This is a genomic window from Streptomyces sp. HNM0575, assembly GCF_012726265.1.
Classification (GTDB): Bacteria; Actinomycetota; Actinomycetes; order Streptomycetales; family Streptomycetaceae; genus Streptomyces.
In genome coordinates this window covers 168,081-193,233 of sequence record NZ_JAASAG010000004.1, presented here as the reverse complement: position 1 = coordinate 193,233, position 25,153 = coordinate 168,081, and the positions used below count along the sequence as shown (strand labels likewise).

Here is a 25,153-nt window from a genome sequence, read left to right as displayed (position 1 = left end):
CCGGCCTTCCAGACATCGGTGTTCCAACGCGAACAAGGTATAGGCGCCGCCTGCACCTCTCGGCGCCACATCGGATCCGGCTCCCGTCCGGCACTGCACTGCACGGCGCTCTCGCCCGGCCGCCTGTTGTGTGCCCTCACCATGCGTGCCACTGAGTGAAACGATTGATGCGCGATACGAAACGCTGTTACGGTGTCCGCGCTGCTGAACTGCGCCGTGGACGAAGGAGAGCGCCCTGGACACCGCATACATGCTGCGCCGAGCCGCTCGCATGTTTCCGGACTCGATCGCCGTGGACGACGGCCGTATCTCCCGGACCTTTCGGGAACTGCTGGCACGCGGCGAGCGCCTTGCCAACGCGCTGGACGTCCTGGGCATCCCGTCGGCCGCCGCTGTCGGTGTCCTGTCGCACAACCGCACCGCGTACGTCGAGGCGGACACGGCCATCGCCCTCGGGCGGCGCGTCCGTGTCGCGCTCAACGCCCGGCTGCATCTTGAGGACTTCCGCTACGTGGCCCGGGACGCCGGCCTGCGGGCGCTGTTCTACTCCGCGGAGTTCGAGGAGCAGGCGATGGCTCTGCGCGAGGAGTTCGGGCTGGTCGCCATCGCCTTCGACGAACCGGCAGGGGGCGGTGTGTCCGCCGAGCGGCTCGTCGAGGAGACACCGGGAGAGGCCCGTGTCCGCGCGACGGATCCGGAGCGGACGGCGTGGATCTCCTACACCTCCGGCACGACCGGACGTCCGAAGGGCGTGGAGCTGTCCTACCGCGCCGTCCGTGAGGTCGCCGTCAACCTTCTTCTCGAAGTGGGCCCGGTGGCGCCCGGGGAGCAGATCGTCCTCACCCAGCCCGTCTCACACGGAGCGGGCTACTTCGTGCTGCCGTACCTCCTCAGCGGTGCCGGAGTCCGTGTGCAGCCCGCGTTCGATCCGGACGAGGTGTGGAGGCTGTCGCGGTCGCCGCGAGTCAGAACGCTGAAGATCGTGCCCGCGATGCTCGAAGCGATCATGGCGGCCGAATCGGGGGAGTGGGGCTACGACTTGATCGTCTACGGCGCTTCGAGTATCCCGGCGGCTGTTCTCCAGCGCGCGGTTGAGCGCTTCGGACCGACTCTCATCCAGGACTACGGGCAGTCGGAGGCGCCGATGACGATCACGTGTCTCCAGCGGGCGGACCACCTCGACGCCGAAGCGCGGTTCTCCGCCGGACGGCCCTGGAAGACCGTGGCCGTCGAGGTCCGCGACGACGACGGCAGAGAGGCGGCGCCCGGCGAACTCGGTGAAGTCTTCGTACGCGGGCAGCACTTGATGACCGGCTACCACGGCAAGCCCGAGGAGACGGCCGACGTCCTGAGTGACGGCTGGCTGCGGACCAAGGACCTCGCCGTCACCGACGAGCGGGGGTTCGTCTACCTCCGCGGGCGCCGCGACGAAATGATCATTTCGGGTGGCTTCAACATCGCTCCGCGCGAAGTCGAGGACGTGCTCAGCGCCCACCACGGCATCGACGAGGCGGTCGTGTTGGGAATGCCGGACGAGCGCTGGGGCGACGCGGTGACGGCAGTGGTCCGTCCCCGCGCCGGTTCCACCCTGACCGAGGAGGACGTTCTCACTTTCGCCCGCCCAAGACTCGGGATGCGTGCCCCGAAGCGTGTGGCCGTGTGGTCCGAGATCCCCCGCAATTCCTACGGGAAGGTCGACCGGCTCAGCATCAAGTCGGAACTGGCGCAAGGAGGTTCGCAGTGACCGATGACGTCGTGATCGCGGGCGTCGGGATGCATCCCTTCGGCAGGCATCCCCACCTGTCGCTGAAGGACCTGGCCCGCGGTGCCGCGGTGCGGGCGCTCCTCGACGCCGGAATCGGCGTCGGGGACCTGGACGCCGCCTACTCGGCCAACGCCATGGCCGGCTTGCTCCAGGGCCAGGAAATGGTGCGTGGCCAGACGGTGCTGCGCGAGATCGGCGTCGAGCGGATACCGATCGTCAACATCGAGAACGCCTGCGCCAGCGGGTCCAGCGCTCTGGCGCAGGCCGTGCTGGCGGTACGTGCCGGCGCTGCCGACATCGTGCTGGCCGTCGGCTTCGAGAAGATGTTCGTCTCCGACCTGTCGCTGACGCTCGACGCGCTGGAGTCGGCGGCCGACCTCGACGTGGTCCGCGGCCTGGGCATCCAGTTCACCGCCGTCTACGCGATGCGCCTGCGGCGCCTGATCGCCGAAGGTTCGCTGAGCGTCGGCGACATCGTCGACGTCTCGGTCAAGAGCCACGCCAACGGGGCGCTCAACCCGTACGCGCAGCACCGCGCGGAAGTGACGGCCGAGCAGGTGCGCGACGCGCGTACCATCGCCGATCCGCTGACCCTGCTCATGTGCAGTTCGATCTGCGACGGTGCGGCGGCCGCAGTCGTGACCCGGCGGGGGGCACTGGAATCCGGTGCCCGCCCGACCGTCCGCGTGATCGCCTCCCAGGGCGCCTCCGGGTTCACGGCCGATCCGCAGGGCGAGAGCCCCATGTCGACGGTGTGCGCCGAAGGCGCCTACAAGCAGGCGGGTCTCGGTCCCGGCGACATCGACGTCGCCGAGGTCCACGACGCCATGGCTCCGGCGGAGTTGCTCTACGCCGAGCATCTCGGCTTCTGCGAGCCCGGCGGTGCCTCGGACTTCTTCCGCGCGGGCGCGACCCGCCTCGACGGGTCGCTGCCGATGAACCCCAGCGGAGGACTCTCCTCACGAGGGCACCCCGTCGGCGCCACAGGGCTCGCGCAGATCGCCGAACTCACCTGGCAGCTCAGAGGTGAGGCCGGGGCACGCCAAGTACGGGCTCCACGCATCGCGTTGGCGCAGAACAGCGGCGGATGGCTCGAAGGGGAGTCGGCGGCAGGGAACGTACACATCCTGGAGAGGCTGGAGCCATGGGACTAGAGCGGGCTCTTGAGCGGAAGCCGACCGGGGAGCGGCCCCGGTTCGACCCCGACGGGAACCGCCTCGTCGGGAGCAGGTGCCCGGACTGCGCGGCGACGGCCTGGCCCGCACGTGCCGTGTGCCACCGCTGCGGAGGCCCGGACGTCCAGGAGGTGCCGTTCGCGCGCACGGCCACGCTGCTCACCGTCACCGAAGTGCACGTTCCGCGGCCCGGTCTCGAAGTGCCCTACATGCTCGGGCAGGCCGCGCTGGACGACGGAGGGCCGCTGCTCTTCGGACGCGTGCGCGGGCTGAGTGAACCGGTGAGCCTGCCCTGTCCCGTCGACCTGGTGGTGGGGGAGACCGACGAGGGCCGGCCGACGTATTGGTTCGAACCGGCCGGATGAGACCGGTGTCGGAATGCGGCGGGCCGCCGGTTCACCGGGGGTGGATGCGGCTGGTGATCCGCTCGGCCGTGTTGCGGGCGAGCTTCTCGAACTCGTGGAGGCGAGCTTCGTCGATGCGGGCCGCCGGGCCGAGGACGCTGAGGGCGGCGATGACGACGCCATTGCCGTCGAAGACCGGTGCGCTCACCCCGACCGCGCCGGCGACGCGTTCGCCGGAGCTGAAGGCCGTGCCCCGCTCGGCGACGGTCTGCAACTGGCGCCGGAGCACGCCCATGTCCGTGATCGTCGCGTCGGTCATGGGCCTGGGCTCCAGGGTGTCGAGCAGGGCTTCGCGCTCGGCGGGTTCGAGGAACGCGAGCAGTACCTTGCCCGCCGACCCGACGTGGATTCCGGCGCTGGCTCCGAGCCCCGCCGTGTAGCGGATCGCCTGGGGGCTGGGCAGTTCCTGGATGCAGATCCGCGAGAGGCCGGCGCGGACGTGCACCGTCACGGTCTCCTGGGTCTGCTCGCGCAGCTCTTCGAGATCGCGGTTGGCGTCGAAGGGGAACCCGGCGTGACCGCTCACGACGCTCGACATGACGTGGAAGCAGGCCGGCCCCAGCCGGTATTCGCCGGTGGTCTCGTCCTGGAGGACCATGCCCTTCTGCCTGAGCGTGGACAGAATCCGGTACGCGGTCGTCTTCGACAGTGCGGCTTCGCCGCTGACCTCCGCCAGGCGCCGCGGTCCGTTGCCGAGCGCCAGGAGGATGTCGACCGCGCGGGCCACTGAGCGGACGGGCGTTCTGGCTGATGACTCGGCGTCTTGCTCCAAGATGCTTCGCCCCTCCTGGGATGTAGGCGCCTCAATCTAACAAGAGGCGGTATGGGCCGCCTGCGGCGAAGGGCGTGAGGGCCCGACCCCGCCTGCTGCCCGACCATTTGCGCCCGGCCGGGCCTCGCTCCCGTCCCTCTCCGGGATCCCCGGAGCTGCGTTTCACCGGAGGCCGGCGGAACGGAACGCCTCGACGACGCTGTCATTGCTGGATCCCGGCCCGAGGTACTGACGGACGCCCGCCGCGAGCATCTCCTCAATCTCCGCGGGCTCGTCGATGCCGCCCGCGATGACGGGGATGTCGACGCCGTCGGCGCGTAGGCGCTCCACCACCTTGACCGCGAAATGGCCGAGCCCTCCGCTCAGGCAGCTGACTCCGATGAAGTCCGCGTCCTCGTCGACGGCGGTGGCGACGATCAGGTCCGTCGAGACCCGCTTGCCGAGGTAGACGACCTCGAATCCGGCGCCGACGAGGGACTTGGCGACGAGGTTGATGCCCACGTCGTGCCCGTCGAGCCCCACCTTCGCCAGGACCACCCGCCCACGGTGCGTCATCGCTCGAACCCCGCTCGCGTCGCCGCCACGATCTCCTGCGTGGTCGCTCCCGCCCGAAGGGCGAGGACGGTGACGGGCACGAGGTTGGCCGTTCCCGCCGCGGCGTCCTGGACCCGTGCCAGCGCCGAGTGCACGGCTTCGCCGTCCCTGGCCTCCTTGTGCCGCTTCAACCGGTCGCGTGCGTCCTGTTCGACGTCGGCGAAGCCGATCTCCCCGGCGCTGCGCCCCGCGAACAGGTCCCGGTTCTCCGGGCTCTGGAAGATGCTGCTTCCGACCATGTGCCGTTCGCCGTCCTCGAGTTGGCGCTGCCGGGTCCCGCGGTTCTCATCGATCCGCCGGGTGATGTAGCCGTTGCGCAGTGCCTCGAGGGCGCCCCCGTTGTCCGCGATCCTGGCCATCTCATGCTCGACCTGCCCGATGAGGTACGCGTCGACGTCCACGGTCTTGAGGCTCCCCGCGAGCGGGTCGAGCGACGTCATGGCGCCGTGCTCGAACGCGACGACCTGCATCGTCCGCAGCGCCAGGGCCGCCGAGTCGGCCGACGGAATCCGAAGAGCCTCGTCGTAGCCCGTCGCGCAGAGGTAGTCCACGCCGCCGAGCATCGAGCTCAGCACGCTGAGCGTGACCCTCGGGATGTTCACCAGGGGCTCGTCGGCCGATTCGAGACCATGGGAGTAGCCCATGATCGTCATGACGGGCTGATCGGCGACCGGGAGTCCGTACCGCTCCTCGACGATCTGCCCCCACAGGACCCGGGCGGTACGGAAGAGCGAGGCGCCGACGAAGAGGTCGCTGCGCTCGTTGAGGAAGAACATCATCTTTCCGAGGACGTCGGTCGCGGCGTACCCCCGTGCCACGAGTTCGTCGACGTAGACCAGTGCGTTGGCGAACGCCAGCGCCACACCGAGCACCGGACCGGCGCCGGCCACGTCGTAGTGGTTGGAGCACACCGTGATCGCCGCACCCGGAAGGTCCTCGTCGATCGCGTACGCGACGCAGTCGCACGCGATGCGCACGGCCTGCTCGGGCTCGTGGATCTCCGTGCCGCGCGCCGTGAACTCCTTGAGCGGATCGTTCTGCATGACGAGCCGGACATCGGACGCACTCCGGTCACGCAGGACCGACACCACCATCGCGAGGCCGATGTGGCCGATCGAGTTCGCGAGCATGCCGAGGCTGTCGGCCGCATCGAGGTCCAGCCCCGAGCAGATGGAGGCGAAGTCCTCCAGCGTGGAGCAGGAGACGCCCGCGCGGCCGACCTGGGCGAACGCCAACTCGTGGTCGGCGTCGTAGCCGAGCTGGGACGGCAGATCGGCGGCCAGGAGGAACGACTCGGCCCCGAGCTGCTGGAGGAGCCCGAGCCTGTCGGCCGTCATACGGGGCGAACCGAGCCCCGAATACACCATGAAACGCGGGCGGTACGGACCCGGCCGCTCGCCGTGGTGCTCGGCCCAGGCACGGAGGGAGGCCTGGCCGGGCGAGGAGTAGGAGGCGTAGGAACGCTTGATGGGGACCTCGGCGTCGTTCGCCGACGTCTCGTGGTCGGGCGATCCCGGCATGCTTGCTTCACGCTCACTTCACCGTGCTGCGTCTTTGCGGGGAAGTTTCGCATCACGGCACGACCATTTCAATGAGTGGTACGGATCGCTCGCTGCGGGCTGCGGGCTGCGGGCTGCGGGCTGCGGGCTGCGGGCGCCTGCTCCTCGCGCGCCCTCGCATGCCTGCCCGTGCCGTCGCGGAACGCGCCCTGACGAGCAAGTCCCAACGGTTGTACGGCGGCGGGCAGTTGACGCCTGCCGCGCTGCGACGGGCAGCGGTGGGCTGCCGCCGCCCCGCCGCCCCGCCGCCGCGTGCGGCAATCCGGCCCGGCGCAGGGCCGTTGCGGCACCTGTCCTCCTCCGGTTCCCCCGCGGCTCGCCCTGCCCGGCCCTCATCGGTCTTCCTTGTGTTCGCCCTTGACCGTCACGAGTGGCCGGTGTAGGAACATGGGACCGCAGAGCGGCATAAGCGTTTCACTAGATGGACCTCCCCGGATTGGAGGGTGTTCGAGACATGCGACTTGCCGCAGCCCTTCACGGTGGGACCTCGGCCGGCGGGGCCGAACTGGCCGACGACGCACTGCGCATCACGTGGGCCGCCCGCGACGCCGGCTACTCCGCGGTCGTCGCCGGCCAGCACTTCCTCACCGGCCCCCGCGCCTACCTGCAACCGTTGCCTCTCCTCTCCCACCTGATCCCCGAGAGCGGCGACATGCGGCTCGTCGCGGGCGTGCTCCTGATGCCGTTCCTCAACCCGGTCCAGCTGGCAGAGGAGTTGGCGACCCTCGACGTCCTCTCCGGAGGCCGGCTGGTGGTCGGTGCGGGACAGGGCTACCGGCAGGTGGAGTTCGACGCGTTCGGGGTGCCCCGCGAGGCCAGGCTCGATGCTCAATTGCGAACCCTGGACGGCCTGATCACCCTCTGGCTCGGCGGCTCGCCGGACGGCGCCGACGCCGCCTCCGGGATGCGGCCGGTCAACGAGCCGTATCCGCCGATCTGGTACGCGGCAGGCAACCGGCGGGCCTTCACCCGCGCCGTCGACCGCGGGTTCACACCCTTCATCGGCCCGCAGGCGACGCCCTCGGCGGTCGCCGGACTGCTGTCGCTCGCCCCACGGGACGGATCGGTGGCGCTCCGCCGGGACGTCCTGGTCACGGACACGATCGGGCGGGAAGCAGCAGAACGGGCCCTGCGGCAGCGCGCCGAGCAGTACAGCGAGTGGGGCTACACCACGGCGGACGGCTCCGAGTGCCCGTACCTCGTGGGCACGGCCGATGAATGCCGCGACGGCATGAGGGACCTCGCCCGAGCCGGCGTCACCGACCTGGTCGTCCGCACCAACTGGCCCGGCGTCAGCGGAGAGTCGAGCCTCGACATGCTGGCGGCGATCGGCGGCCCCGTGACGCCGGCCGACCCCGCCGGGCCGTACACCGATGCACGGACGCACGTTCCCCGACCCTCAGAACGGCCCGCGAGGAGCAGCCGATGACCACGGAATCCATGACCGATGCCGGGGCCAAGGCCCCGCCTCCGACAGCAGGTGACACCGCTTCGACCAAGCCGATGATCCGCCGGGTCCTCGCGTCCAGCTTCGTCGGCGCGGTCATCGAGTGGTACGACTTCTACATCTTCGGAGTCGCGTCCGCCGCGGTGTTCAACACGCTCTTCTTCCCCAAGTACAGCGAGGCGGCGGGCGTTCTGGCCTCCTTCGCCACCCTCGCCCTCGGATACATCGCGCGTCCCCTCGGGGCCGTGATCTGGGGGCACTTCGGTGACCGCATCGGCCGCAAGCGCATGCTCGTGCTGTCCATCATGCTGATGGGGCTCGCCACGATCGGCGTCGGCCTCCTCCCTACCTACGGCGTGATCGGGATATGGGCACCGGTGCTGCTGGTGCTGATGCGCCTCTTCCAGGGCCTGTCCGGCGGCGGCGAATGGGGCGGCGCCGTGCTGATGTCGATGGAGCACGCCGGGCGCCGCCGCGGCCTGGCAAGCAGCGTCCCGCAGATGGGAGTCTTCGGCGGCATCCTTCTGGCGAACGGCGTCTTCGCGCTCGTCACGCTGATGCCGGAGCACACCTTTCTCGCGTGGGGCTGGCGTGTGCCGTTCCTCTCCTCCATCGTCCTGGTCGGCGTCGGGCTGTGGATCCGGCTCGGCGTCGCCGAGAGCCCGGTCTTCCGCAAGGCCCAGCAGGAGCGGGAGCAAGAACAGGAACAGGAGCGGGAGGCCGGCGATCCGGCGGGGAAGGGCCCGGCCGGAAAGCGCGACGTCCCCATCCTGGGTGTGCTGCGCAACCCGCGGCAGTTGCTCATCGCACTGGCACTGGCCGTCGGCCCGTTCGCGACGAGCGCCATCTACGGCACGTTCGCGGTGTCCTACTCCATGGAGCTCGGCTACAGCAGGACCATCGCCCTCGACGCGGTGGTGGTGTGCCAGGTGATCGGTCTGCTGGCTCAGCCGGTGTTCGCCTCGCTGTCGGACCGCATCGGACGGCGTCCGGTCGTCCTCATCGGAACGGCGTTGCAGGCGATCACGGTGTTCGTCATGTTCGAGCTGGTCAACACCCGTGACACCACGCTGCTGTTCGTCGGGTTCGGTCTGTTCAGCCTGGCCCACGGTGTCGCCTACGCACCGCTCGCGGCCTGGCTCGGTGAGCTGTTCTCGACACGTACCCGGTACACCGGTTCGTCCCTGGGCTATCAGCTGGCGGGCACGATCGGAGGCGGACTGACGCCCCTGATCGTCTCCTCCCTGCTCCTCGCTTCGGGCGGGCCACCGCACACCCTGGGCGTCTCGCTGTACCTGGTGGGTCTGTACGCGCTCACCGCGGTCGCCGCCTACATCGCCAAGGACACGCACCGGGACCCGTTGCAGGCCTGAACACGCCCCGTACCGCGCCCGGTTGACGTGTACGAGGTGCATGATCGCAGCAGGTGCCTCCATGCGTGACGGGGAGAAAGGGGAGAAAGGTGGACGAGAATGAGCGCGATCGACGGCTTCCGCCTACGCGGCGGTGACATCGAGTACCTCGGGACGGAGTTGAGCCGGCCGGAGTGCGTCGTCGCCGAACGGGACGGCACACTCTGGGTGTCGGACCTCCGGGGAGCGCTGACCCGGATCGGCGCCGACGGCGGGCAACGGCTCGTCGGCCCCAAGGGCGGAGTGCCCAACGGCGTCGCGCTCTGCTCCGACGGCCGGTTCCTCGTCGCCGACATCGAGGAGGGCTGCGTCTTCCGTCTCGACCGCGACGGCGGCAAGACGGTGCTCGTCGACCAGCTCGACGGTGAGCGGCTCGGCGCGGTCAACTTCGTATACCTCGACGACGCCGAGCGGATGTGGATACCGGTGTCGACCCGCTGCGAACCGCGTTCCGCCGCACTGGAGTCGGCCGTCGCCGACGGCTACATCCTGCTGGTGGACGGGACGGGAGCCCGCATCGTCGCCGACGGCTTCCGGTTCACCAACGAGGTACGCCTGCACGGGCCGCACCTGTACGTCGCGGAGACAACGGCCGGATGCGTCACCCGGTTCACGGTCGCCCACGACGGCACGCTCAGCGGGCGGGAGACGTTCGGGCCGGAGCCGCTGTTCCCCGGCGCCATGGTCGACGGCATCACCTTCGACGCGGAGGGCAATCTGTGGGTCACCGAGATCACCCGCAACGGCCTCTTCGTCATCAAGCCGGACGGCGAGGCGGTGAAGATCTTCGAAGATCCGGACGGGACCTTCATCCGCTTCCCCACGAGCATCGCCTTCGGCGGTGACGACCTGCGAACCGTCTACGTCGGCTCACTGAAGATGAACCGGATCTCCCGGTTCGCATCACCGGTTCCGGGCGCCCCCATGCGGCACTGGCGTGCCGTCGGCGCCGGGGGAGGGGAGAGCGGGTGACGTCCGTGGCGGTGGTCACCGGGGCCGGCTCGGGGATCGGGCTCACGTGCTGCCGCCGCCTTCTCGCCGCCGGATGGAGCGTGTACGCACTGGATCGGCACACCGGGACCCTGGACGCCGAGGCTGCGGCATCCGGCTCGGGTTCGGGAACCCGGCTGAAGGCGATGGCGTGCGACGTGGCGGACGAGGCCGCTGTTCGTGCGGCCTTCGAGGAAATCGGCCGCGCCACGGAGCACATCGACGCTCTCGTCTGCTCGGCCGGAGTGCTGCGCACCGGGCCGTTGACGGAGATGCCGGCAGAGGACTTCGACGCCGTCTTCCGCGTCAACACCCGTGGCGCGTGGCTCTGCGCACGGTCGGCCATGCCGCTCCTCGCCCGTGGGGCGACGGCCGAGGCGCCGGCCCGCATGGTCATGATCGCGTCCATCGCGGCGGTGCGGCCCAAGACGGGCGGCGGTGCGTACGCGGCGTCGAAGGTGGCGCTGGCCCAACTGGTGCGCGTCATGGCGGTCGAGGTCGCGTCCCGGCACGTGCGTGTGAACGCCGTCGCGCCCTCCACCGTGGACACACCGATGATCAGGCAGGTCGGCGAGGACTCCCCTTCGGGTTACCGGCCCTCCGGCGTTTCTCCGCTGGGCCGAGTGGCGACACCGGACGACGTGGTCCGCGTGATCGAGTTCCTGCTCAGCACCGATTCCGACTACGTCACCGGAGCGGTGATCCCGGTGGACGGCGGGATCTCCGCCGCGATCATCCCGCCATGAACGTAAGGAAGTCGGGCCCGCACATGACGCGGACGCGACCGGGCACCCTCGCCGTCGCGGATGCCCGGCGGGAGTGCGGCCGGTGCTGTCCGCCTCTCGTCCGACCGACTCTGAAGGGATGCCCATGTACTCCGTCGTGGCGCGCTACGTCGTCCAGCGAGGCAGGGGAGAGGATGTGGCGCAGGCTCTGCGACCGCACATCTCGGTGACGCGGCAGGAGCCGGGCTGCCTGTCGTTCACGGTGAACCGCTCGGTGGACGACCCGGACGAGTTCGTCCTGTACGAGCTGTACCGGGACCGGGCGGCGTTCGACGCGCACGTGGCCAGCCCCCACTACCAGCGCTATGTGGTGGACCAGGTCCGGCCGTTGCTGGAGAAGAGGGAGGTCTCCTTCTACACCCCCGTGGAGCCGTGAGTTCCGGCACGCACGCCGCACAACGGCATCGGCCGCGGCCGAGTGCCACAGTGGGCTGTGTCATGTGCCCTCAGCCAGGAAGGAGTTCTCTGGTGAGCTCGACTGCGCAACCGGACGGAGCCGCAGGGGAGTGGCCGGAGCGAATCGCTGCCGTACGCCGCGAGCTCGCCGAGCACGGACCGCCCCGAACTCCCGACGGCGCTCCCGACTTCGCCACCGTCAGCCTGCCGGAGCGCGACTGCGATCAGGTGCGTGACCTCCTGGTGGACGAGCGAGCGGGCACGGTCGTCGAGATCGGACTCGCCTACGGTGCCTCGGCGTTGGCGGTCGGCGAGGCGCTGCTGCGCGCCGGTTCACGCACCCCACGGCACGTGGTGATCGACCCGTTCCAGTACACGGCGTACGACGGCGTGGGGTGGGAACTGCTGTGCAGCGCCGGCCTGGACGGCGTCGCCGAGCTGGTCACCGAACCGTCGCAGGGGTTCCTCGCCAGGCTGGCCGATGTGGGCTTCGCCGCGGACGCGGCGTTCGTCGACGGCAGCCACCACTTCCACAACGTGTTCGTCGACCTCCACTTCCTGGGCGGGATCGTCCGGCCCGGCGGCATCGTGCTGCTCGACGACGTCTGGTGGCCCTCGGTCGGCGCCGCCGCCGCGTACTTCGAGATCAATCTGGGGTGGTCTCCCGTGCCGGGCGCCTTGGCCGGCGGGACGACCGACCCCGCCAGTGGCCGGCCGCGGACCCGGGCCTACCGGCTGCCCGATCCCCAACCGACGCCGGACTTCAAGGAGTTCCGGCCGTTCTGCTGAGCCGGAGAGCATTTGCCGGACGGGCTCTAGGCGGCCTCGCCCAAGACGGAGCCGAGACGGTCCAGAAGGCCGGGCCAGCCCTTGCCCATGCCGTCGTACGCCTGCCGGCCCATCGGGGAGTCGAGGTCGAAGCCCGCGTGGGTGAGCACGAGACGGGTGCCTTTGCCCTCCGGGTGCAGGGTCCAGGTGATGGTCGTGTCGAGCGAGCCCTCGGCGAATCGGTAGGCCAGCAGCCGCTGGTCGTCCACCTCGGTCACCTCGCACGGCTGGCTGCCGAAGTGGCCCATGTCGAGGGCGAAGCGGTGCCCGACGACGGGCTTGATGTCGCCGGCGGCCCACCAGCGGGCGTGGAGGCCGGGGTCGGTGAGGGCCTTCCACACCGCCGCCGGCGGGTGGGGCAGGAACTTCTCGCAGGTGATCGTGTTGTTCTCGGTCATGTCTCGTCGTCCTCGTCCAGAAGATCGGACAGCGCGTTCATGCGCTGCTTCCAGTAGTGCTCGAACGGATGCAGCCACTCGCTGACTTGGGCCAGCCGTGCCGGTTCGAGGTGGTAGAAGCGGTGCCGGCCGCGTGGCTCCTCCCGCACCAGCCCGGCGGTGCGGAGCACCGCCAGGTGCTCGGAGACCGCGGGTCTCCCGAGCTCGAACAGCCCGGCCAACTCCCCTGTGGAGCGCGGACCTTCTCGCAGGCTTTCGAGCAGTTTGCGGCGCACCGGGTTGGCCAGCGCGCCGAACACGTCGGCAGGCATGACGGGACGATACGTCGGGAAACTCCGACGCGTCAAGAATCTCCGACGCGTCCGGCGAGAGGCTCCCGGCCGCGTACCCCAGGGCGGCGCCCGGCTCCGCAGCGGACTCCGCAGCCGAACGGGGTCCCGGCTACGTGCCGTTGACGCGGATCGAGACCTCGGTGCCACCCTTGTAGGGCACCCGGACCGAGACGAAGCCGTGCGCCGGGTCGCGCACCCAGGCCAGGTAGTCGGCGTAGTCGCCGCGCATCATCCCGACGTTGTCGGTGATCACCACCGCGCCGGGGCGCAGTTGCGGGGCGACGAGGCGCAGCACGTCGAGGGCCGCGTCGGGGAAGCCGTCGTTGAGCATGAGGTCGACGGGCCCGTCGAGGTCGCGCAGGGTCTCCAGGGCGTTGCCGGTACGGATGTCGACGTGGTCCGCCAGGCCCGCCTCCCGTACGTGGGTGCGGGCGCGTTCTGCCTTCGCCGGGACCATCTCGGTGCCGATCACCGTGCCGCCCCCGTTGTCGCGGACGGCCGCGGCCAGCCAGATCGTCGAGACCCCGAACGACGTCCCGAACTCGACGACCCGGCGGGCCCGCACCGCGCGGGCCTGCGCGTAGCAGTAGGCGGCCTGCTCCCGCCCGAGCGCGAGGTACGCATCGTCCATGCCCTCGGCCGCGGTGGGCGACGACCGCCTCGGGCGCCCGAGCGCGAGCGCGGGCAGGTCGGGGGCCAGCCGCAGCAGGATCCGTGGCAGCTGCCGGCTGTTGGCCGAGTGCAGGCGGCGCAGCACCCCGGCGGCCCGGGGATCGAGGAGGTCGAGGGGATCGCTTCTGGTCATGGCATCATTATGAGTAATCATTCACCTTGGCGAAACTCGCTTTCGCGGCCGTACCGAGGAGGGGCATGCGTCCGGAAGACCGCCGCCTGGAGCCGCGGAAACAGCCTCGTCAGATCCGGGCCGAGCTGACGCGCGAGCGCATCCTGACCGCGGCTGCTCACGTTTTCGCCGAGTTCGGGTACGCCGCGGGCACCACGAACCGCATCGCCGAGCGCGCCCGGGTGTCGATCGGCTCGCTGTACCAGTACTTCCCGAACAAGGACGCCGTCCTGGCGGAGCTGCTCACCCGCCATCTCGCGCCGCAGCGGGTCGTGCCGGGCCCGGAGGACCGTACGCGCCCGCTCGTCGACGTCGTGCGCGACATCGTGCTCGCCGCGCTGGAGCACCACCGCGACGACCCCCGCCTGCTGCGGCTCATGATCGAAGAGGGGCCCCGCTCGCGGGCGCTGGTCGAGCAGATCGGCGAACTGCGGGTGGCCCGCGTCGGTGCGCTGCACGAACTCCTCGCGAGCCACCCCGAGGTGATCGTCGAGGATGTCGAGACCGCCGCTGCGATCATCGACGCGGGGGTCGAGCTGATCGTCCACCAGCTCGCCGCCGCGCCGGCGCCCCTCGCGGCGGAACGCCTTGAGCGCGAGCTCGTCGCGATGCTGATGCGCTATCTCACCGGTACCGGCCTCACCGCGGACGGACCGCCTCATCCGGCGGCCCAGGCGCATTGATCACGAGGCGTATTGATCACGAGCGTTGTCGACGTTCACGGGTCTTGGTGTCCTGGCCGGTCCCTTGACTCTCAGGTCGCTTGAGATCCGATAGTGACGGCCATGAACGAGCTCTATTCCATCGGGGACGCCGCCCGCCGCACGGGCCTGAGCGTGAGCGCCATCAGGTACTACGCCGATGAGGACGTCGTGCCGCCGACCCGCCTCACCGCGGGCGGCTTCCGGCAGTACGACGTGCACGCCGTCGCACGTCTCGAACTCGTGCGCACCCTGCGCGACTTGGGCGCCGGGCTGGACGACATCCGCCGGGTGCTCGCCGCGGAGACCACCCTGCATGACCTGGCCGTCACGCATCTGCGCCTGGTCGAGGACCGGTTGCGGCAGTTCCGGGCGCGCCGTGCGGTGCTGCGGACCATCACACGGCAGCACACCACGGCAGAACAGGTGGGCCTGATGCACAAGCTCGTGTCGATGTCCGACGACGACCGTGACCAGCTCATCGACCGGTTCTGGGACTTCGTCACCGACGGCCTGGACGTCCACCCCGGCTATGTCGAACGGCTCCACAACCAGCGGCCGTACCTGCCCGAAGAGCCGTCGACCGAGCAGCTGGAGGCCTGGATCGAGCTCGCCGAGATCGTGCAGGACGAGGAATTCCGCACGGCGCTGCGGCACTTCTTCCACCGGGCCTTCGCCACCGAGCAGGGCAAGCTGATCGCTTCACCGGAGATGATGGACCGCATCGAGAGGCATCGGGAGCTTCACCTGGAGGCACGGGCCGCCAAGGAGACCGGCGTGCCCGCGGATTCGCCGCATGCCCGGGACATCGCCGAGCGAGTGGCCGCCGACTCCGCCGAGTTGGTCGCCGCCATCACCGGGGAGACTGACGTCGGCACGACCCGGCGCGGCATCGTCGAGCCCGACCGGAACGGCGAGGCGGCGCAGTGGCCGGCCATGTCGACCGGCCTGAAGCTGCTGACCAGGTACCACTCCCTGGTGGCGACGATCAACGGCACGCCCGAGCCGGACCCGGAGAGGGCGGCGAAACTCCGGGAGTGGATGGCCAACGCCCTGCGCCAGGGCCCGTGTTGAGGGTGACCGATCGGTGGATTCGCCCTCGGGACGGGGCTGGGCCGACCGGCGGCGACGGCACGGTTTGCTGGTGCGTGAGCCGGCGGGTGTGTGATGTGCGGTCGTACAAGGACCGCCTGGCCGTCAGGACGCGTTGCCGATGAGTTCCCAGTCCTCGGAGCGGGCTGCCTCCAAGGCCGCCCGGAGCCCGGGCGGGGGTGGGGTGATCCTGCGGGCGTGGACGTCGATCCATGCGCCGAGCGAACGCACGACGGCGGCTTCGTCCCCGTCCTCCCGTGAGACCGAGTGCCGGATCCGCCACCGCGCACCGTCCGCGCTCGACCCCACGACTTGGCACGACACCTCGACCCGCTCGGCGAAGAAGACCTCACGCAGGTACTCGACCTGCTCGCTCAGCAGTACCGGAGCGAAGCCCTCCCTCCGCAGAGCACGCACGTCCCATCCCGCCTCCATCAGGAGGCCGAGCCGCGCGGTGCCCGCGTACTCCAGATATCTCGTGCTGCGCAGATGACCGTTGAAGTCGACGTCGTCCCAACGGACTTCGAAGGACTTGCTGAACTTATTGGACATATGGGGACGATAGCGACCTCGGGTCGCATCCGCAGCCGCCGACCCGACCGTGCGCACGGCTCGCACTGACGCCGCTGCTCGTCGGGCTGAACCCGTGAGAGATGGTTCCGCGCAACTCGTCGCCGCGGTGGGCGGAGGCGCGCGTCAGACGTTGTCGACGACGCGGTGGCACAGACGGGTGAGGGTGGCGCGCAGGTCGTCGTCGGAGAGGTGGTCGAGACGGCGGTTGACCACTCCGAGGTCGCTGATGAGCCAGTACGCGGCCTGCTCGTCGACGGTGGGATGCGGGCCGAACATCAGGTGCAGGCCGCGCTGGGACAGCGCGTCGAGCTCGCGGCTGAGCTTTTCGTGCCGGCGCACGATGGGGTCGTTCCTGCTCATCGGGGCGAGCGTGCGATACGCGGTCACCACCTGGTCCACCCACGTCGTGATCAGGTGGTCGATGCGCTCTGCCCGGTCGGTGATGTGCTCGGCCTGGTCGAGATTGGCGGCGAGCGCCGAGACGGTGGGTTCGATCAGCGCCTCGAGGATCGCGATCTTGGTGCGGAAGTAGTAGTAGACGTTGGCCTTGGCCACGCCCATGGTGTCGGCGATGAGCTGGAGCGACGTGGCGTCGAAGCCGTGCTCCAGGAACAGGGCCCGCGACGTGTCGAGTACCGCCTGCCTGGTCTTCTCCGCCTGCGCAGCCCGCGTCGTCTGCATGTCGCCATCCTAGGTCGGCTCCCGGCCGGCGCTGTCCGTGCTCCTCGGAAGCAGGCGCCCGAGGAGCGCCGCCGTCCGGTTCGCGGGGGCCGGAATGCGCCGGGTTCGCCTTGCCGCCGGGGGCGCTGTTACTCTTAAATTCATTAGCCGATCGGCTAATGAATCAGAGGAGAGATCATGCCGGACACTGTTCTGGTCACCGGCGGCACGGGATACGTGGCGGGCTGGTGCATCGCGCAGTTGCTGGAGAGCGGGTACGACGTGCGCGCCACAGTGCGTGACACGGCGCGCGCCGAGCGGCTCCGGCAGGCCGTGGTGCCGGAGTCGGCCCGGACCGGCCGCCTGGAATTCGCGGTCGCGGACCTGAACTCGGATGAGGGCTGGACGAAGGCGGCGGACGGCTGCGCGTACGTCCTGCACGTCGCCTCGCCGTTGAGCGCCGATGCCTCGGCGGGCAAGGACGAGGAGCGGGCGCTGCTGCGCCCGGCCCGCGACGGCGCGTTGCGAGTGCTGCGCGCCGCCGCGGACGCCGGCGTGCGGCGGGTGGTCATGACCTCGGCGGCGAACGCGGCGAGCCCCACCTCCTACACCACCGAGGGCGTCACCGACGAGACGCTGTGGACGGACCTGGCCACCCCGGGGCTTCCCGCGTACCGGCGTTCCAAGACCGCCGCCGAGCGCGCGGCCTGGGATTTCATGGCCGCATACGACGGGCCGATGACGCTGACCACCATCCTGCCGGGCGCTGTGTTCGGGCCGGTGCTGTCGCCCGAGGTGCTCGGCTCGGCCCGGATCATCGCCCGGCTCGTCGGCGGGGCGATGCCCGGTACGCCCCACGTCGGGCTCGAAGTCGTCGACGTGCGCGACCTGGCCGACATCCACATACGCGCCATGCACGCGCCGGAAGCGGCGGGACAGCGCTTCCTCGCGACCGGTGAGTTCCTGTGGATGTACGACATCGCGCTCGCACTGCGCGACGGCCTGGGGGAGGCGGGCCACAAGGTGCCCACCCGGCGGCTGCCGAACCTGGTGGTCCGCGCCGCCACGCTGTTCGACCCCTCCCTTCGGGACGTGATGCCGGCGCTCGGCCGCCGGAACCGTCACAGCACGGCCAAGGCGCAGACGCTGCTGGGGTGGTTGCCCCGGCCCGGGAGGGACAGCGTCCTCGACTGCGCGCGCAGCCTCATCGACCACGGTGCCGTTCCGGGGTGAGCGAGGAGCCGGCGGGCGACGCTCGGAAGCCCTTCGGGCTCGCCGTCAGTCACCTCCCCGCGGCGACTGCTTGTCGTGCCCGGCGGGTCGCAGCATGGCCGCGACGGCGTCGATGACGACGTCCGGTTCGGTGATGGGCACGTAGTGCCCCGACTCTTCGGCGATGATGTGGCTCCCGTACGGCGATTGGGCGGCCCTGCGGGCATGGGAGGCGTTGGCCGCCGCACGAACCGATGCGGGCATGCCGTCGCCGGGGCGGCCCCCCGAGACCACCGTGACGGGAATGTCGCCGAGCTCCGGTGGGGCGTCGCGCCATGCCGCGAGTTCGTCGAGGAAGGTGCGGGCCTGACGGCGCTGGGTGCGCAGCACAAGGGGAGTGAATCCCTCCTGCTTCAGGTCGCGGCGCACGTCCGCGGCGGGAGCGGCGGCCAGCAGCCGGCGGTAGGCAAGTCCGAGCAGGCCGAGCCGGGCGGCGAGAGCGCCGATGCCGAGCGTGACGCGTTCGGCCTGCCGGAAGGCGCGGCTGAAGAGGACGTCGGCGGCTTCGTCCGTGGGATCGACCAGTACCAGGCCCGCGATCCGCCCGGGGCGGAGGGAAGCGGCCAGGCGGACGATGGGCCCGCCGGCGCTGTGGCCGACGAGGACGAACGGGCCCGGAGCGAAGTGGTCGAGTACGGCGTTCAGATCGTCGGCCATGCGCGCGAGTGTCCGGCCGTGCGGGTCGGGGGAGCTGCGGCCGAGCCCGGAGCGGTCGTAGACGACGGCTGGAGCGAACCGGGCGACGCCGGACTGCACCGAGGCCCAGGCCGAGCGGCTGCCGCCCGCCCCGGCTTCGAAGACGACGGTCGGCGCCGCCCGGTCCCCGGTGGTGCGGGGACCGGGCAACCTCATCGTGTGGAGGCGCCGCCCGTCTCGCGTAGTGGCCCAGGCCGTACTGCCCTGGGAGTGCCGATCGGCGACCGTCACTGTCGACTCCCTTCCCGTCCTTGGCGGTTCAGCTGCCGGCCAGGACCGAGCCGTGCTCCAGCCGGATCGCCCGGGGCAGGCGCTCGATGGTGGCCTCACGGTGTGCGATCACGATCAGGGTGCGGTCGGTGCGCAGGGCGTCGATCGCCGTCTCCAGGTGCCAGGCGGTGTCCGGATCGATGTCGGCGGTCGCCTCGTCCAGCACGAGTACGGCGGGATCCACGAGCGCGGCCCGCACCAGACCGATCAACTGGAGCTCGCCCGCGGAGAGTTGCCCCTCTCCCATGCCCAGGGGGCTGTCAAGGCCCTTCGGCAGGCTCTCCACCCAGTCCGTCAGGCCGAGCCTGCCGACGGTCTCGCGTACCCGCTCCTCTCCGGGCTCGCCGGGCACCAGGGCGAGGTTGTCCAGGAGCGTGCCGTGGATCATGTGGACCCGCTGCGGCACCAGGACGATGCGGCGGCGCAACTCGGCGGCGGACAGGTCGCGGAGGTCCACGCCGTCGTAGAGGACGCTGCCCTCGTCGGGGTCGTAGAGCCCGGTGATCAGCTTGGCCAGCGTGGTCTTGCCGGCGCCGGTGGGACCGACCAGGCCCACCCGCTCACCGGCGCCGATCTTCGCCGACAGCCGGTGCAGCACCTCGGTGCCGGTGACGTAGGAGTAGCTGACCTGCCGTATCTCCAGGTCGCCGTGTTCCCCGGTGCGTGACGTATTTCCGTCCTGCGAACCGGCCCCGGACGCCTGGGGTTTGGCGCCGTCGGACGCGGGCGCGGTGACCTCCAGCAGATTCAGCAGCCGGGCCAGCCCGACCAGTGAGACCTGGGCCTGCCCGACGAGGTTGGACGCCTGGGCGGCGGACTCGAAGAGCTGGCGGGTGGCCAGCACGAACACCACGACGGTGCCCACACTGATGTGGCCCCTGGAGGCCAGCCAGCCGCCGAAGAGCAGCAGCATGCCGGTGGTGACGCCCTGGACCACCCGGGAGAGGCTGATGACGAACAGCGCCCGCTGGGTGCGCCGCGCCGCCCCGTACCGCCGCCGGTTGTCCTCCAGGAAGCGCGTACGCCAGAAGCCGACGCCGCCGCACGTCTGTAGCATCTCGCGGGAGGTCACCAGCTCCCGGTAGGTGGAGGCGACCTTGCCCGCCTCGGCGGCCTCGGCGGCGAAGGCCGGGTTGGCGGCCTTCTTGAACCTGCGCAGCACCCACAGCACGCAGGGCACGAACACCACCAGCAGAGCCAGCGTCAGCAGCGGGGAATACCCCAGCAACAGCGCGGTGGTGAACAGCAGATAGCCGCCGACGGTCAGCACTTCCGGCAGCTGGCTGCGCACGAAGTTGGCCAGGTCGGCGATCTCGGTCGTGGTGCGCCGCAGCAGATCGCCGGAGGGCTGGGCCTCCACGAGCCGCAGCGGTGCCCGGGAGAGCCGGGTCACCGCCAGGTCCCGCAGGTGGCGCACGACGCGTTCGCCGACGGTGGTCAGCAGGACCTCGGACTGACGGAAGATCACCAGCCGCAGCACGGCCAGTGCGCACACGGCCGCGACGGCCACCGCCAGCCCGGTCCGGTCGCGGGCGAGCAGCTGGTCGACGGCCGTTCCGATGACGGCGGGCACGGCCACGGTGGTGGCGGTGGCCAGGGCGCTGAGCGCCAACGCCCCGGCGATGCCCCGCCGTTGGGGACGCATGTACGGCCAGGCCCGGCGCAGGATCGCCTGCTGGTCCGGGGACGTGCTGAGTCTTCGCTGTTCAGCCACCTGCGCCGGCCCCCTCTTCGGTCCGGACCCTGGCAGTCCCCGCCTCCAGGGCGAGCACCTGGTCCGCGGCGTCCGCCACGGCTTGCCGGTGCGTGGCCCATACGACGGCGGTCTCCTCTCCGCACCATTGCCGCAGTCGTTCCACGATGGTCCTCTCGGTCGCCGCGTCCACCGCGGAGGTGATGTCGTCCAGGAGCAGCACCGCGGGACGGCGGAGCAACGCCCGGGCGAGCGCGAGGCGTTGAAGCTGGCCGCCGGAGAGGGTGCTGCCCTTCTCGCCGACCTCGGTCTCCAACCCATCGGGCAGGGAGCCGAGATGGCCGTCCAGGGCGGCGAGCCGGCAGGCCTCGCGCAGCTGATCGTCCGTGAAGTCGCCGCCGAGGCGCAGGTTGTCGGCGAGGGTCCCGCTCAGCGTGACGGGACGCTGGGGTACGAAGGCGAGGCTTCGGCGGAGCAGTTGGGGCTCGGCCTCCTCCAGGGGGACGCCCGCGAAGCGGACCGTGCCACGGTCCGGGAGTACGAGACCGGCCAGCACCCGCAGCAGCGTGGTCTTCCCGCTGCCCATGGGGCCGGTGACGGCCAGGATGCGGCCGGGTAGTGCGGCCAGGCTCGTGGGCGGCAGCACGTCGCGCCCGTCCGCCCGTACGGCCACGCCGTCGGCGGCCAACTCGCCGCTCCCGGGCAGCGGTCGGGTCCCGGCCGGTGCCGCGCCACCGGCCGGCATCAGGATCTCCTGGAGCCTGCGGGCGGCGGTCGTGGCCTGGCTGAGCTGACTCAGCCGCATGGTGAGCACGCCGACCCACAGGACGAGCATCGTCATCCAGCTCGTGAACGCGACGATGCCGCCGACCTGCATGGTCCCCCGCAGCACCGCCAGGCCCCCGAAGCCCAGCCCGGCTCCGATGGCGAGGGCGGGCACGAACGGGGAGAGGGCGGCCCAGTCCGCGGAGACCCGGGCGGTGCGCAGGGTGTGCTCGGTGACCTCCTCGCTGCGGCGGTGATGCCGGCTCACCAGGGCGGGCTCGCCGCCCAGTCCGCGTACGGCGGCGCTGGCGGACAGCAGCTCCTCCACCGCGTCGGCGCGGCTGCCGTGGGCGGCCGACAGAGCGGTGTTGACCTTGCCGAACCGCCTGGGGAACAAGAAGGTGTTGATCCACACCAGGGGCGGGACGCACGCCACTCCCACCACGGCCAGCAGCGGATCGAGCAGCACGATGGCGACGATCATCACGGCGAAGCCGAACACTCCTGTGACGAAGGACGCGAAGCCCATCAGCCAGGTGCGGATCAGATCGACGTCGCGTGTGCCGCGCAGACTGAGGTCGCCCTCGCCGAAGCGGTCCAACTCCCGTGCACCCGACTGCGATACGCGGTCGGCCAGTGCGATGTAGAGCCGGTTGCCCTGGAGGGTGGCCGACGTGGTGGAGAACCAGCCCAGCACGATCTCACCGGTGAGAGCGGCCACGCCGAGCGCGACGATCACCAGGGCCCAGGTGCGCACGGCCGCGTCGTCGTCGCCCGCGATGCCCTGGTCCACGGCCCACTCGATGCACTTCGGCAGGGATATCAGCGCGAGTTGGTAGCACACCCCGCCCAGCACGGCGAGCGTGACGCGTCCCGCGTTGCCGCTCAGGCAGGAGCGCAGCAGGCGCAGCGCGTCCCGGGTGCCGGGTTCGTACGCGGTGCTCCGGAGCCGTACGGGGGGAGGGGCCGAGGAGGGGAAGGGGATGCGTCTGCTCTTCATGCCTCACGTCCGGCGAAGAAGTCGAGCATGGCGGCGTTGACCTCCGTGGGCCGTTCCAGATATCCGTAATGGCCGCAGTCACCGATCTCCGTGTAGCGCGCTCCGGGGACTGCTTCGGCGATACGGCGGGTGGCCTCGGGCGGGACGACCAGATCGTCGGTGAAGCCGATGCACAGCACGGGAGTGGTGATCTTCTCGTACTCGGGGCGCAGGTCCCCGTGGTCGTCGAGGTCGAGTTGTGCCCGGACCCCGGGTCCCGTCGGCTGCGGGGAGAATTCGAAGACCTCCAGCCAGTTCTGCACGGCTTCGGGGTCGCGGAGGGTCCTCGGCGACAGGTGGCGCATCGCGGTGACCATCGCCCGGTAGCTGTCGGGGAGCCGGATCCCGCTGTCGCTCAGGTCGCGGTCCGCCCTGTTGAGCGCGGCCCCGAAGGGGTCGACCTGCGCACGTCCGGCCATCAGGACCGCTTGCGTCGCCGACTCCGGCCGCTCCAGCAGGAGTCGGGCGACGACGTTGACGCCCATCGAGAACCCCACGACGCGGGCGGGCCCGAGTTCCAGATGCTCGATGAGCCGGCCCGTGTCCTCGGCCATGGCGGCCAGGGAGACCCCGCCGGGCGGCGAGTCGTTGGGCGGCATGCCCCGGTTGTCGAAGGTGATCACGCGGTAGCCCGCGGATACCAGTGCGGGCACCTGGTACAGGCGCCATGACCGGCCGTAGGAGCCGGTGCCCATGACGAGGACGACGGGGTCGCCGCTGCCGTGGTCCTCGTAGTCGAGGGCGATGCCGTCGAGTCTGGCGGTGGGCATCGGTTCAGACCTCGCTGTCCTGGGTCTCGCCCTTGGTCCAGTACGCGGTCAGATGCGTCGCGGCGCGGTCGAGCCCCCTGTCCCTTACGAAGTGGCGCCGCAGCTCCCGTACCACGGAGCGCTCGGCGGCTCCCCACACGCGGCCCGATCCGCCGGGGAGCTTCAACCGCGTCGCGTGCTCCAGCAGCAGTCTGCCGTGGGGGCGGCGGCCGCGGTGGAGCCAGGTGACGCGGGCGTCGATCCCGGTGGTCAGGGGCAACTCCTCGTCGGCGTCGGCGACTTCGATCAGTGCCTGCACGGGATGGTTGCCGGGGAGCTGTTCGAGCATCACCGCGATCGCCGGCAGCGCCGTCTCGTCGCCGATCAGCACCGTCCAGTCCTGCTCCTGGTCCAGCGGATAGGCGGGCGACGGCCCGAACCAGATGGCCTCGTCGTCCGGCGCGGCCTTCTCGGCCCAGCCCGAGGCGAGCTGATCGCCGCCGTGCAGCACGAAGTCCATGTCCACCTCGCCCATTTCGGGGCGGTGGGAGCGGATCGTGTAGCGGCGCAGCCGGGGGCGGGCCCGCGACAGCAGTTCCCTGGCGGCTTCGGTGGTGAACGGCCTGGGGAGCACCACCCAGGGCTCGTAGAAGTACATGGCGACGTGCTGGTCCGTGCCGTTGCTGAGGAACCTCGTCAAGTCCTCGCTGGCGAAGGTGATCCGGGCCATGCGCGGTGTCACGCGGTGCACGCGCCGCACCCGCGTCACGTGGAGCCGCCCGGGCCGCTGGGCTCTGTGACGGTGCTCGTGGGCCGGCGCCCCGCTCATGATGAACTCCTCAACCGCCGTTGTGACTTCCTACTCCCTAGATCCTGCTCGGAAGCTGTAGGTTAGGCAAGCCTTACCTATCTGCCTGTGGTGGTGATACACGGGCTCCGAGACGGAATCCCGGCGAAGGAGAGTGAACATGGCCCGTTCACGTGGCACGTCCGATCCCTTGGGACGGAGAAGATTCCTGGGAGGACTCACCAGCGCGGCGGCGCTGCTGACGCTGTCCGCCTGTGGCGTGAGCGAGTCCGGCGACGACGAGAAGGAGGCCTCCTCCGAGGAGCGCTCCCTCAAGACGGACAAGGGCGTCGTCAAGGTCCCGCAGCACCCCAAGAGGGTTGCCGCCAGCTGGAATTACGACGCCCTCATGCTGCTGGAGCTGGGCCTCGTCCCCGTAGCCGTGCCCGACGGCACCGCCAGCAGACAACTGATGCCCCGGGACATCTTCGACAAGCTCGAAGGCGTCAAGACCACCGGCGCACCCGGCACACCCAACGCGCAGGCCGTGGCCGCCGCCAAGCCGGACCTGATCATCGACCAGTTCTCCTGGGATAAGACCAAGGCCCTGCGGAAGATCGCTCCGGTCGTCTACTACGACTGGGCACACAGCGGAGCCCTGTGGCACGAGCAGCTCGCCAAGGTCGCCAAGGCGGTCAACCGCGAGGAGAGGCTGAACGCCGAGAGGAAGAAGTACGAAGCCCGGCTCAAGGAGCTGAAGTCCACCTACCGCAAGCAGATCGCCGGCACCAAGTGGGCCATTCTCAGCGGCGGTCAGAACAGCCAGTTCCAGCTCGGCGGCCCGCTGCTCACCGTGATGCGTGACCTGGGCCTGAAGATCGGCGCCGGCATCAAGGGCGGTGCGGACTTCCAGCCGAAGAGCTATGAGCAGATGGACGTCCTGGACGACTGCACCGCGCTGATCTACCCGACGCAGTTCGACGGCAAGCCCCCGCCGCCCACCCAGGATCTGCTGGACAGCAAGCTCTGGAAGAGCGTGCCCGCCGTCAAGGACGACAAGGCCTTCCCCATCAAGCACTACACGATGTGCACCTACCGCTTCGCCCTCGGCGCCCTCGACGAGATCGAGGACATGCTGAAGAAGGCGTGAGAGAC

Annotated in this window: 26 protein-coding genes; 13 read left to right on the top strand and 13 right to left on the bottom strand. The window is 70.4% G+C overall.

Annotation, left to right across the window (positions count from 1 at the left end; genetic code table 11):
- Positions 1-250: 250 nt before the first annotated feature.
- From HCC61_RS12115 to HCC61_RS12105, 3 genes are read left to right on the top strand one after another with little or no spacing between them, the layout of a single operon-like run.
- Positions 251-1,744: an AMP-binding protein gene (locus HCC61_RS12115; protein ID WP_277349047.1), complete on the top strand. Its 1,494-nt coding sequence runs from the start codon at positions 251-253 to the stop codon at positions 1,742-1,744.
- Entirely contained in the window at positions 1,741-2,919 is a 1,179-nt protein-coding gene (locus HCC61_RS31485) for a thiolase family protein (protein WP_206322393.1), read from the top strand. The genes HCC61_RS12115 and HCC61_RS31485 overlap by 4 nt, the downstream gene beginning before the upstream one ends.
- Entirely contained in the window at positions 2,910-3,305 is a 396-nt protein-coding gene (locus HCC61_RS12105; protein WP_169135391.1) for a zinc ribbon domain-containing protein, read from the top strand. The genes HCC61_RS31485 and HCC61_RS12105 overlap by 10 nt, the downstream gene beginning before the upstream one ends.
- A 31-nt stretch (positions 3,306-3,336) precedes the next feature.
- Here the strand turns inward: HCC61_RS12105 and HCC61_RS12100 are convergent, their stop codons facing one another.
- The 3 genes from HCC61_RS12100 to HCC61_RS12090 all read right to left on the bottom strand — a co-directional run bounded on the left by HCC61_RS12100 (position 3,337) and on the right by HCC61_RS12090 (position 6,230).
- Positions 3,337-4,071 carry an IclR family transcriptional regulator gene (locus HCC61_RS12100; RefSeq protein ID WP_169135390.1) on the bottom strand — a complete coding sequence of 245 codons (735 nt, stop codon included), beginning with the start codon at positions 4,069-4,071 and terminating at the stop codon, positions 3,337-3,339.
- Positions 4,072-4,278: 207 nt separating this feature from the next.
- Positions 4,279-4,671 carry a cobalamin-dependent protein gene (locus tag HCC61_RS12095; protein WP_169135389.1) on the bottom strand — a complete coding sequence of 131 codons (393 nt, stop codon included), beginning with the start codon at positions 4,669-4,671 and terminating at the stop codon, positions 4,279-4,281.
- On the bottom strand, positions 4,668-6,230 hold the full coding sequence (locus HCC61_RS12090) for a methylmalonyl-CoA mutase family protein (RefSeq protein WP_169135388.1): 1,563 nt from the start codon (positions 6,228-6,230) through the stop codon (positions 4,668-4,670). Before HCC61_RS12090 ends, HCC61_RS12095 begins: the two co-directional genes overlap by 4 nt.
- 493 nt (positions 6,231-6,723) lie before the next feature.
- Between HCC61_RS12090 and HCC61_RS12085 the strand changes: the two genes are divergently transcribed.
- The 6 genes from HCC61_RS12085 to HCC61_RS12060 all read left to right on the top strand — a co-directional run bounded on the left by HCC61_RS12085 (position 6,724) and on the right by HCC61_RS12060 (position 12,088).
- Complete coding sequence (locus HCC61_RS12085) at positions 6,724-7,698, top strand: LLM class flavin-dependent oxidoreductase (RefSeq protein WP_169135387.1); 975 nt, start codon at positions 6,724-6,726, stop codon at positions 7,696-7,698.
- Positions 7,695-9,089 carry an MFS transporter gene (locus HCC61_RS12080; RefSeq protein WP_240968926.1) on the top strand — a complete coding sequence of 465 codons (1,395 nt, stop codon included), beginning with the start codon at positions 7,695-7,697 and terminating at the stop codon, positions 9,087-9,089. The genes HCC61_RS12085 and HCC61_RS12080 overlap by 4 nt, the downstream gene beginning before the upstream one ends.
- Positions 9,090-9,188: 99 nt before the next feature.
- A complete protein-coding gene (locus HCC61_RS12075) occupies positions 9,189-10,100 on the top strand; it encodes an SMP-30/gluconolactonase/LRE family protein (protein WP_169135386.1) in 912 nt (303 codons plus the stop codon).
- The gene (locus tag HCC61_RS12070) at positions 10,097-10,864 is read left to right on the top strand and encodes an SDR family oxidoreductase (protein WP_169135385.1); all 768 of its coding nucleotides are present in this window, start codon (positions 10,097-10,099) and stop codon (positions 10,862-10,864) included. The genes HCC61_RS12075 and HCC61_RS12070 overlap by 4 nt, the downstream gene beginning before the upstream one ends.
- A 118-nt stretch (positions 10,865-10,982) precedes the next feature.
- Positions 10,983-11,279, top strand: coding sequence for a putative quinol monooxygenase (locus HCC61_RS12065; RefSeq protein WP_206322392.1), 297 nt, complete (start codon positions 10,983-10,985; stop codon positions 11,277-11,279).
- A 92-nt stretch (positions 11,280-11,371) separates the two neighbouring features.
- Positions 11,372-12,088, top strand: a complete 717-nt coding sequence (locus HCC61_RS12060) for a class I SAM-dependent methyltransferase (protein ID WP_346777152.1) — start codon at positions 11,372-11,374, stop codon at positions 12,086-12,088.
- Positions 12,089-12,114: 26 nt separating this feature from the next.
- Here the strand turns inward: HCC61_RS12060 and HCC61_RS12055 are convergent, their stop codons facing one another.
- The 3 genes from HCC61_RS12055 to HCC61_RS12045 all read right to left on the bottom strand — a co-directional run bounded on the left by HCC61_RS12055 (position 12,115) and on the right by HCC61_RS12045 (position 13,662).
- Positions 12,115-12,525, bottom strand: coding sequence for an SRPBCC domain-containing protein (locus HCC61_RS12055; RefSeq protein WP_169135383.1), 411 nt, complete (start codon positions 12,523-12,525; stop codon positions 12,115-12,117).
- Complete coding sequence (locus HCC61_RS12050) at positions 12,522-12,836, bottom strand: metalloregulator ArsR/SmtB family transcription factor (protein ID WP_169135382.1); 315 nt, start codon at positions 12,834-12,836, stop codon at positions 12,522-12,524. The genes HCC61_RS12055 and HCC61_RS12050 overlap by 4 nt, the downstream gene beginning before the upstream one ends.
- 130 nt (positions 12,837-12,966) lie before the next feature.
- Complete coding sequence (locus HCC61_RS12045) at positions 12,967-13,662, bottom strand: class I SAM-dependent methyltransferase (RefSeq protein ID WP_169135381.1); 696 nt, start codon at positions 13,660-13,662, stop codon at positions 12,967-12,969.
- Between the two features lie 65 nt (positions 13,663-13,727).
- Here HCC61_RS12045 and HCC61_RS12040 point away from each other — a divergent pair, with 65 nt between their 5' ends.
- Both HCC61_RS12040 and HCC61_RS12035 read left to right on the top strand, forming a co-directional pair.
- On the top strand, positions 13,728-14,384 hold the full coding sequence (locus tag HCC61_RS12040) for a TetR/AcrR family transcriptional regulator (protein ID WP_169135380.1): 657 nt from the start codon (positions 13,728-13,730) through the stop codon (positions 14,382-14,384).
- A gap of 102 nt (positions 14,385-14,486) precedes the next feature.
- A complete protein-coding gene (locus HCC61_RS12035) occupies positions 14,487-15,476 on the top strand; it encodes a MerR family transcriptional regulator (RefSeq protein ID WP_169135379.1) in 990 nt (329 codons plus the stop codon).
- Positions 15,477-15,599: 123 nt separating this feature from the next.
- Here HCC61_RS12035 and HCC61_RS12030 read toward each other — a convergent pair whose 3' ends face one another.
- Together HCC61_RS12030 and HCC61_RS12025 are read right to left on the bottom strand one after the other, a co-directional pair.
- Positions 15,600-16,046 carry a thioesterase family protein gene (locus tag HCC61_RS12030; RefSeq protein WP_169135378.1) on the bottom strand — a complete coding sequence of 149 codons (447 nt, stop codon included), beginning with the start codon at positions 16,044-16,046 and terminating at the stop codon, positions 15,600-15,602.
- Between the two features lie 144 nt (positions 16,047-16,190).
- The gene (locus HCC61_RS12025; protein WP_169135377.1) at positions 16,191-16,748 is read right to left on the bottom strand and encodes a TetR/AcrR family transcriptional regulator; all 558 of its coding nucleotides are present in this window, start codon (positions 16,746-16,748) and stop codon (positions 16,191-16,193) included.
- A 177-nt stretch (positions 16,749-16,925) separates the two neighbouring features.
- Here HCC61_RS12025 and HCC61_RS12020 point away from each other — a divergent pair, with 177 nt between their 5' ends.
- Entirely contained in the window at positions 16,926-17,960 is a 1,035-nt protein-coding gene (locus tag HCC61_RS12020) for an NAD-dependent epimerase/dehydratase family protein (RefSeq protein WP_169135376.1), read from the top strand.
- A 45-nt stretch (positions 17,961-18,005) separates the two neighbouring features.
- Here the strand turns inward: HCC61_RS12020 and HCC61_RS12015 are convergent, their stop codons facing one another.
- The 5 genes from HCC61_RS12015 to HCC61_RS11995 are packed head-to-tail and all read right to left on the bottom strand — an operon-like array spanning position 18,006 to position 24,040.
- On the bottom strand, positions 18,006-18,926 hold the full coding sequence (locus tag HCC61_RS12015) for an alpha/beta hydrolase (protein WP_346777151.1): 921 nt from the start codon (positions 18,924-18,926) through the stop codon (positions 18,006-18,008).
- A 28-nt stretch (positions 18,927-18,954) separates the two neighbouring features.
- Entirely contained in the window at positions 18,955-20,679 is a 1,725-nt protein-coding gene (locus tag HCC61_RS12010) for an ABC transporter ATP-binding protein (protein ID WP_169135375.1), read from the bottom strand.
- Positions 20,672-22,423, bottom strand: a complete 1,752-nt coding sequence (locus HCC61_RS12005) for an ABC transporter ATP-binding protein (protein ID WP_169135374.1) — start codon at positions 22,421-22,423, stop codon at positions 20,672-20,674. The genes HCC61_RS12010 and HCC61_RS12005 overlap by 8 nt, the downstream gene beginning before the upstream one ends.
- Positions 22,420-23,232: an alpha/beta hydrolase gene (locus tag HCC61_RS12000; protein WP_169135373.1), complete on the bottom strand. Its 813-nt coding sequence runs from the start codon at positions 23,230-23,232 to the stop codon at positions 22,420-22,422. The genes HCC61_RS12005 and HCC61_RS12000 overlap by 4 nt, the downstream gene beginning before the upstream one ends.
- A 4-nt stretch (positions 23,233-23,236) precedes the next feature.
- Positions 23,237-24,040: a siderophore-interacting protein gene (locus tag HCC61_RS11995; protein ID WP_169135372.1), complete on the bottom strand. Its 804-nt coding sequence runs from the start codon at positions 24,038-24,040 to the stop codon at positions 23,237-23,239.
- Between the two features lie 139 nt (positions 24,041-24,179).
- Between HCC61_RS11995 and HCC61_RS11990 the strand changes: the two genes are divergently transcribed.
- Positions 24,180-25,148, top strand: a complete 969-nt coding sequence (locus tag HCC61_RS11990) for an ABC transporter substrate-binding protein (RefSeq protein WP_169135371.1) — start codon at positions 24,180-24,182, stop codon at positions 25,146-25,148.
- Positions 25,149-25,153: the final 5 nt, after the last annotated feature.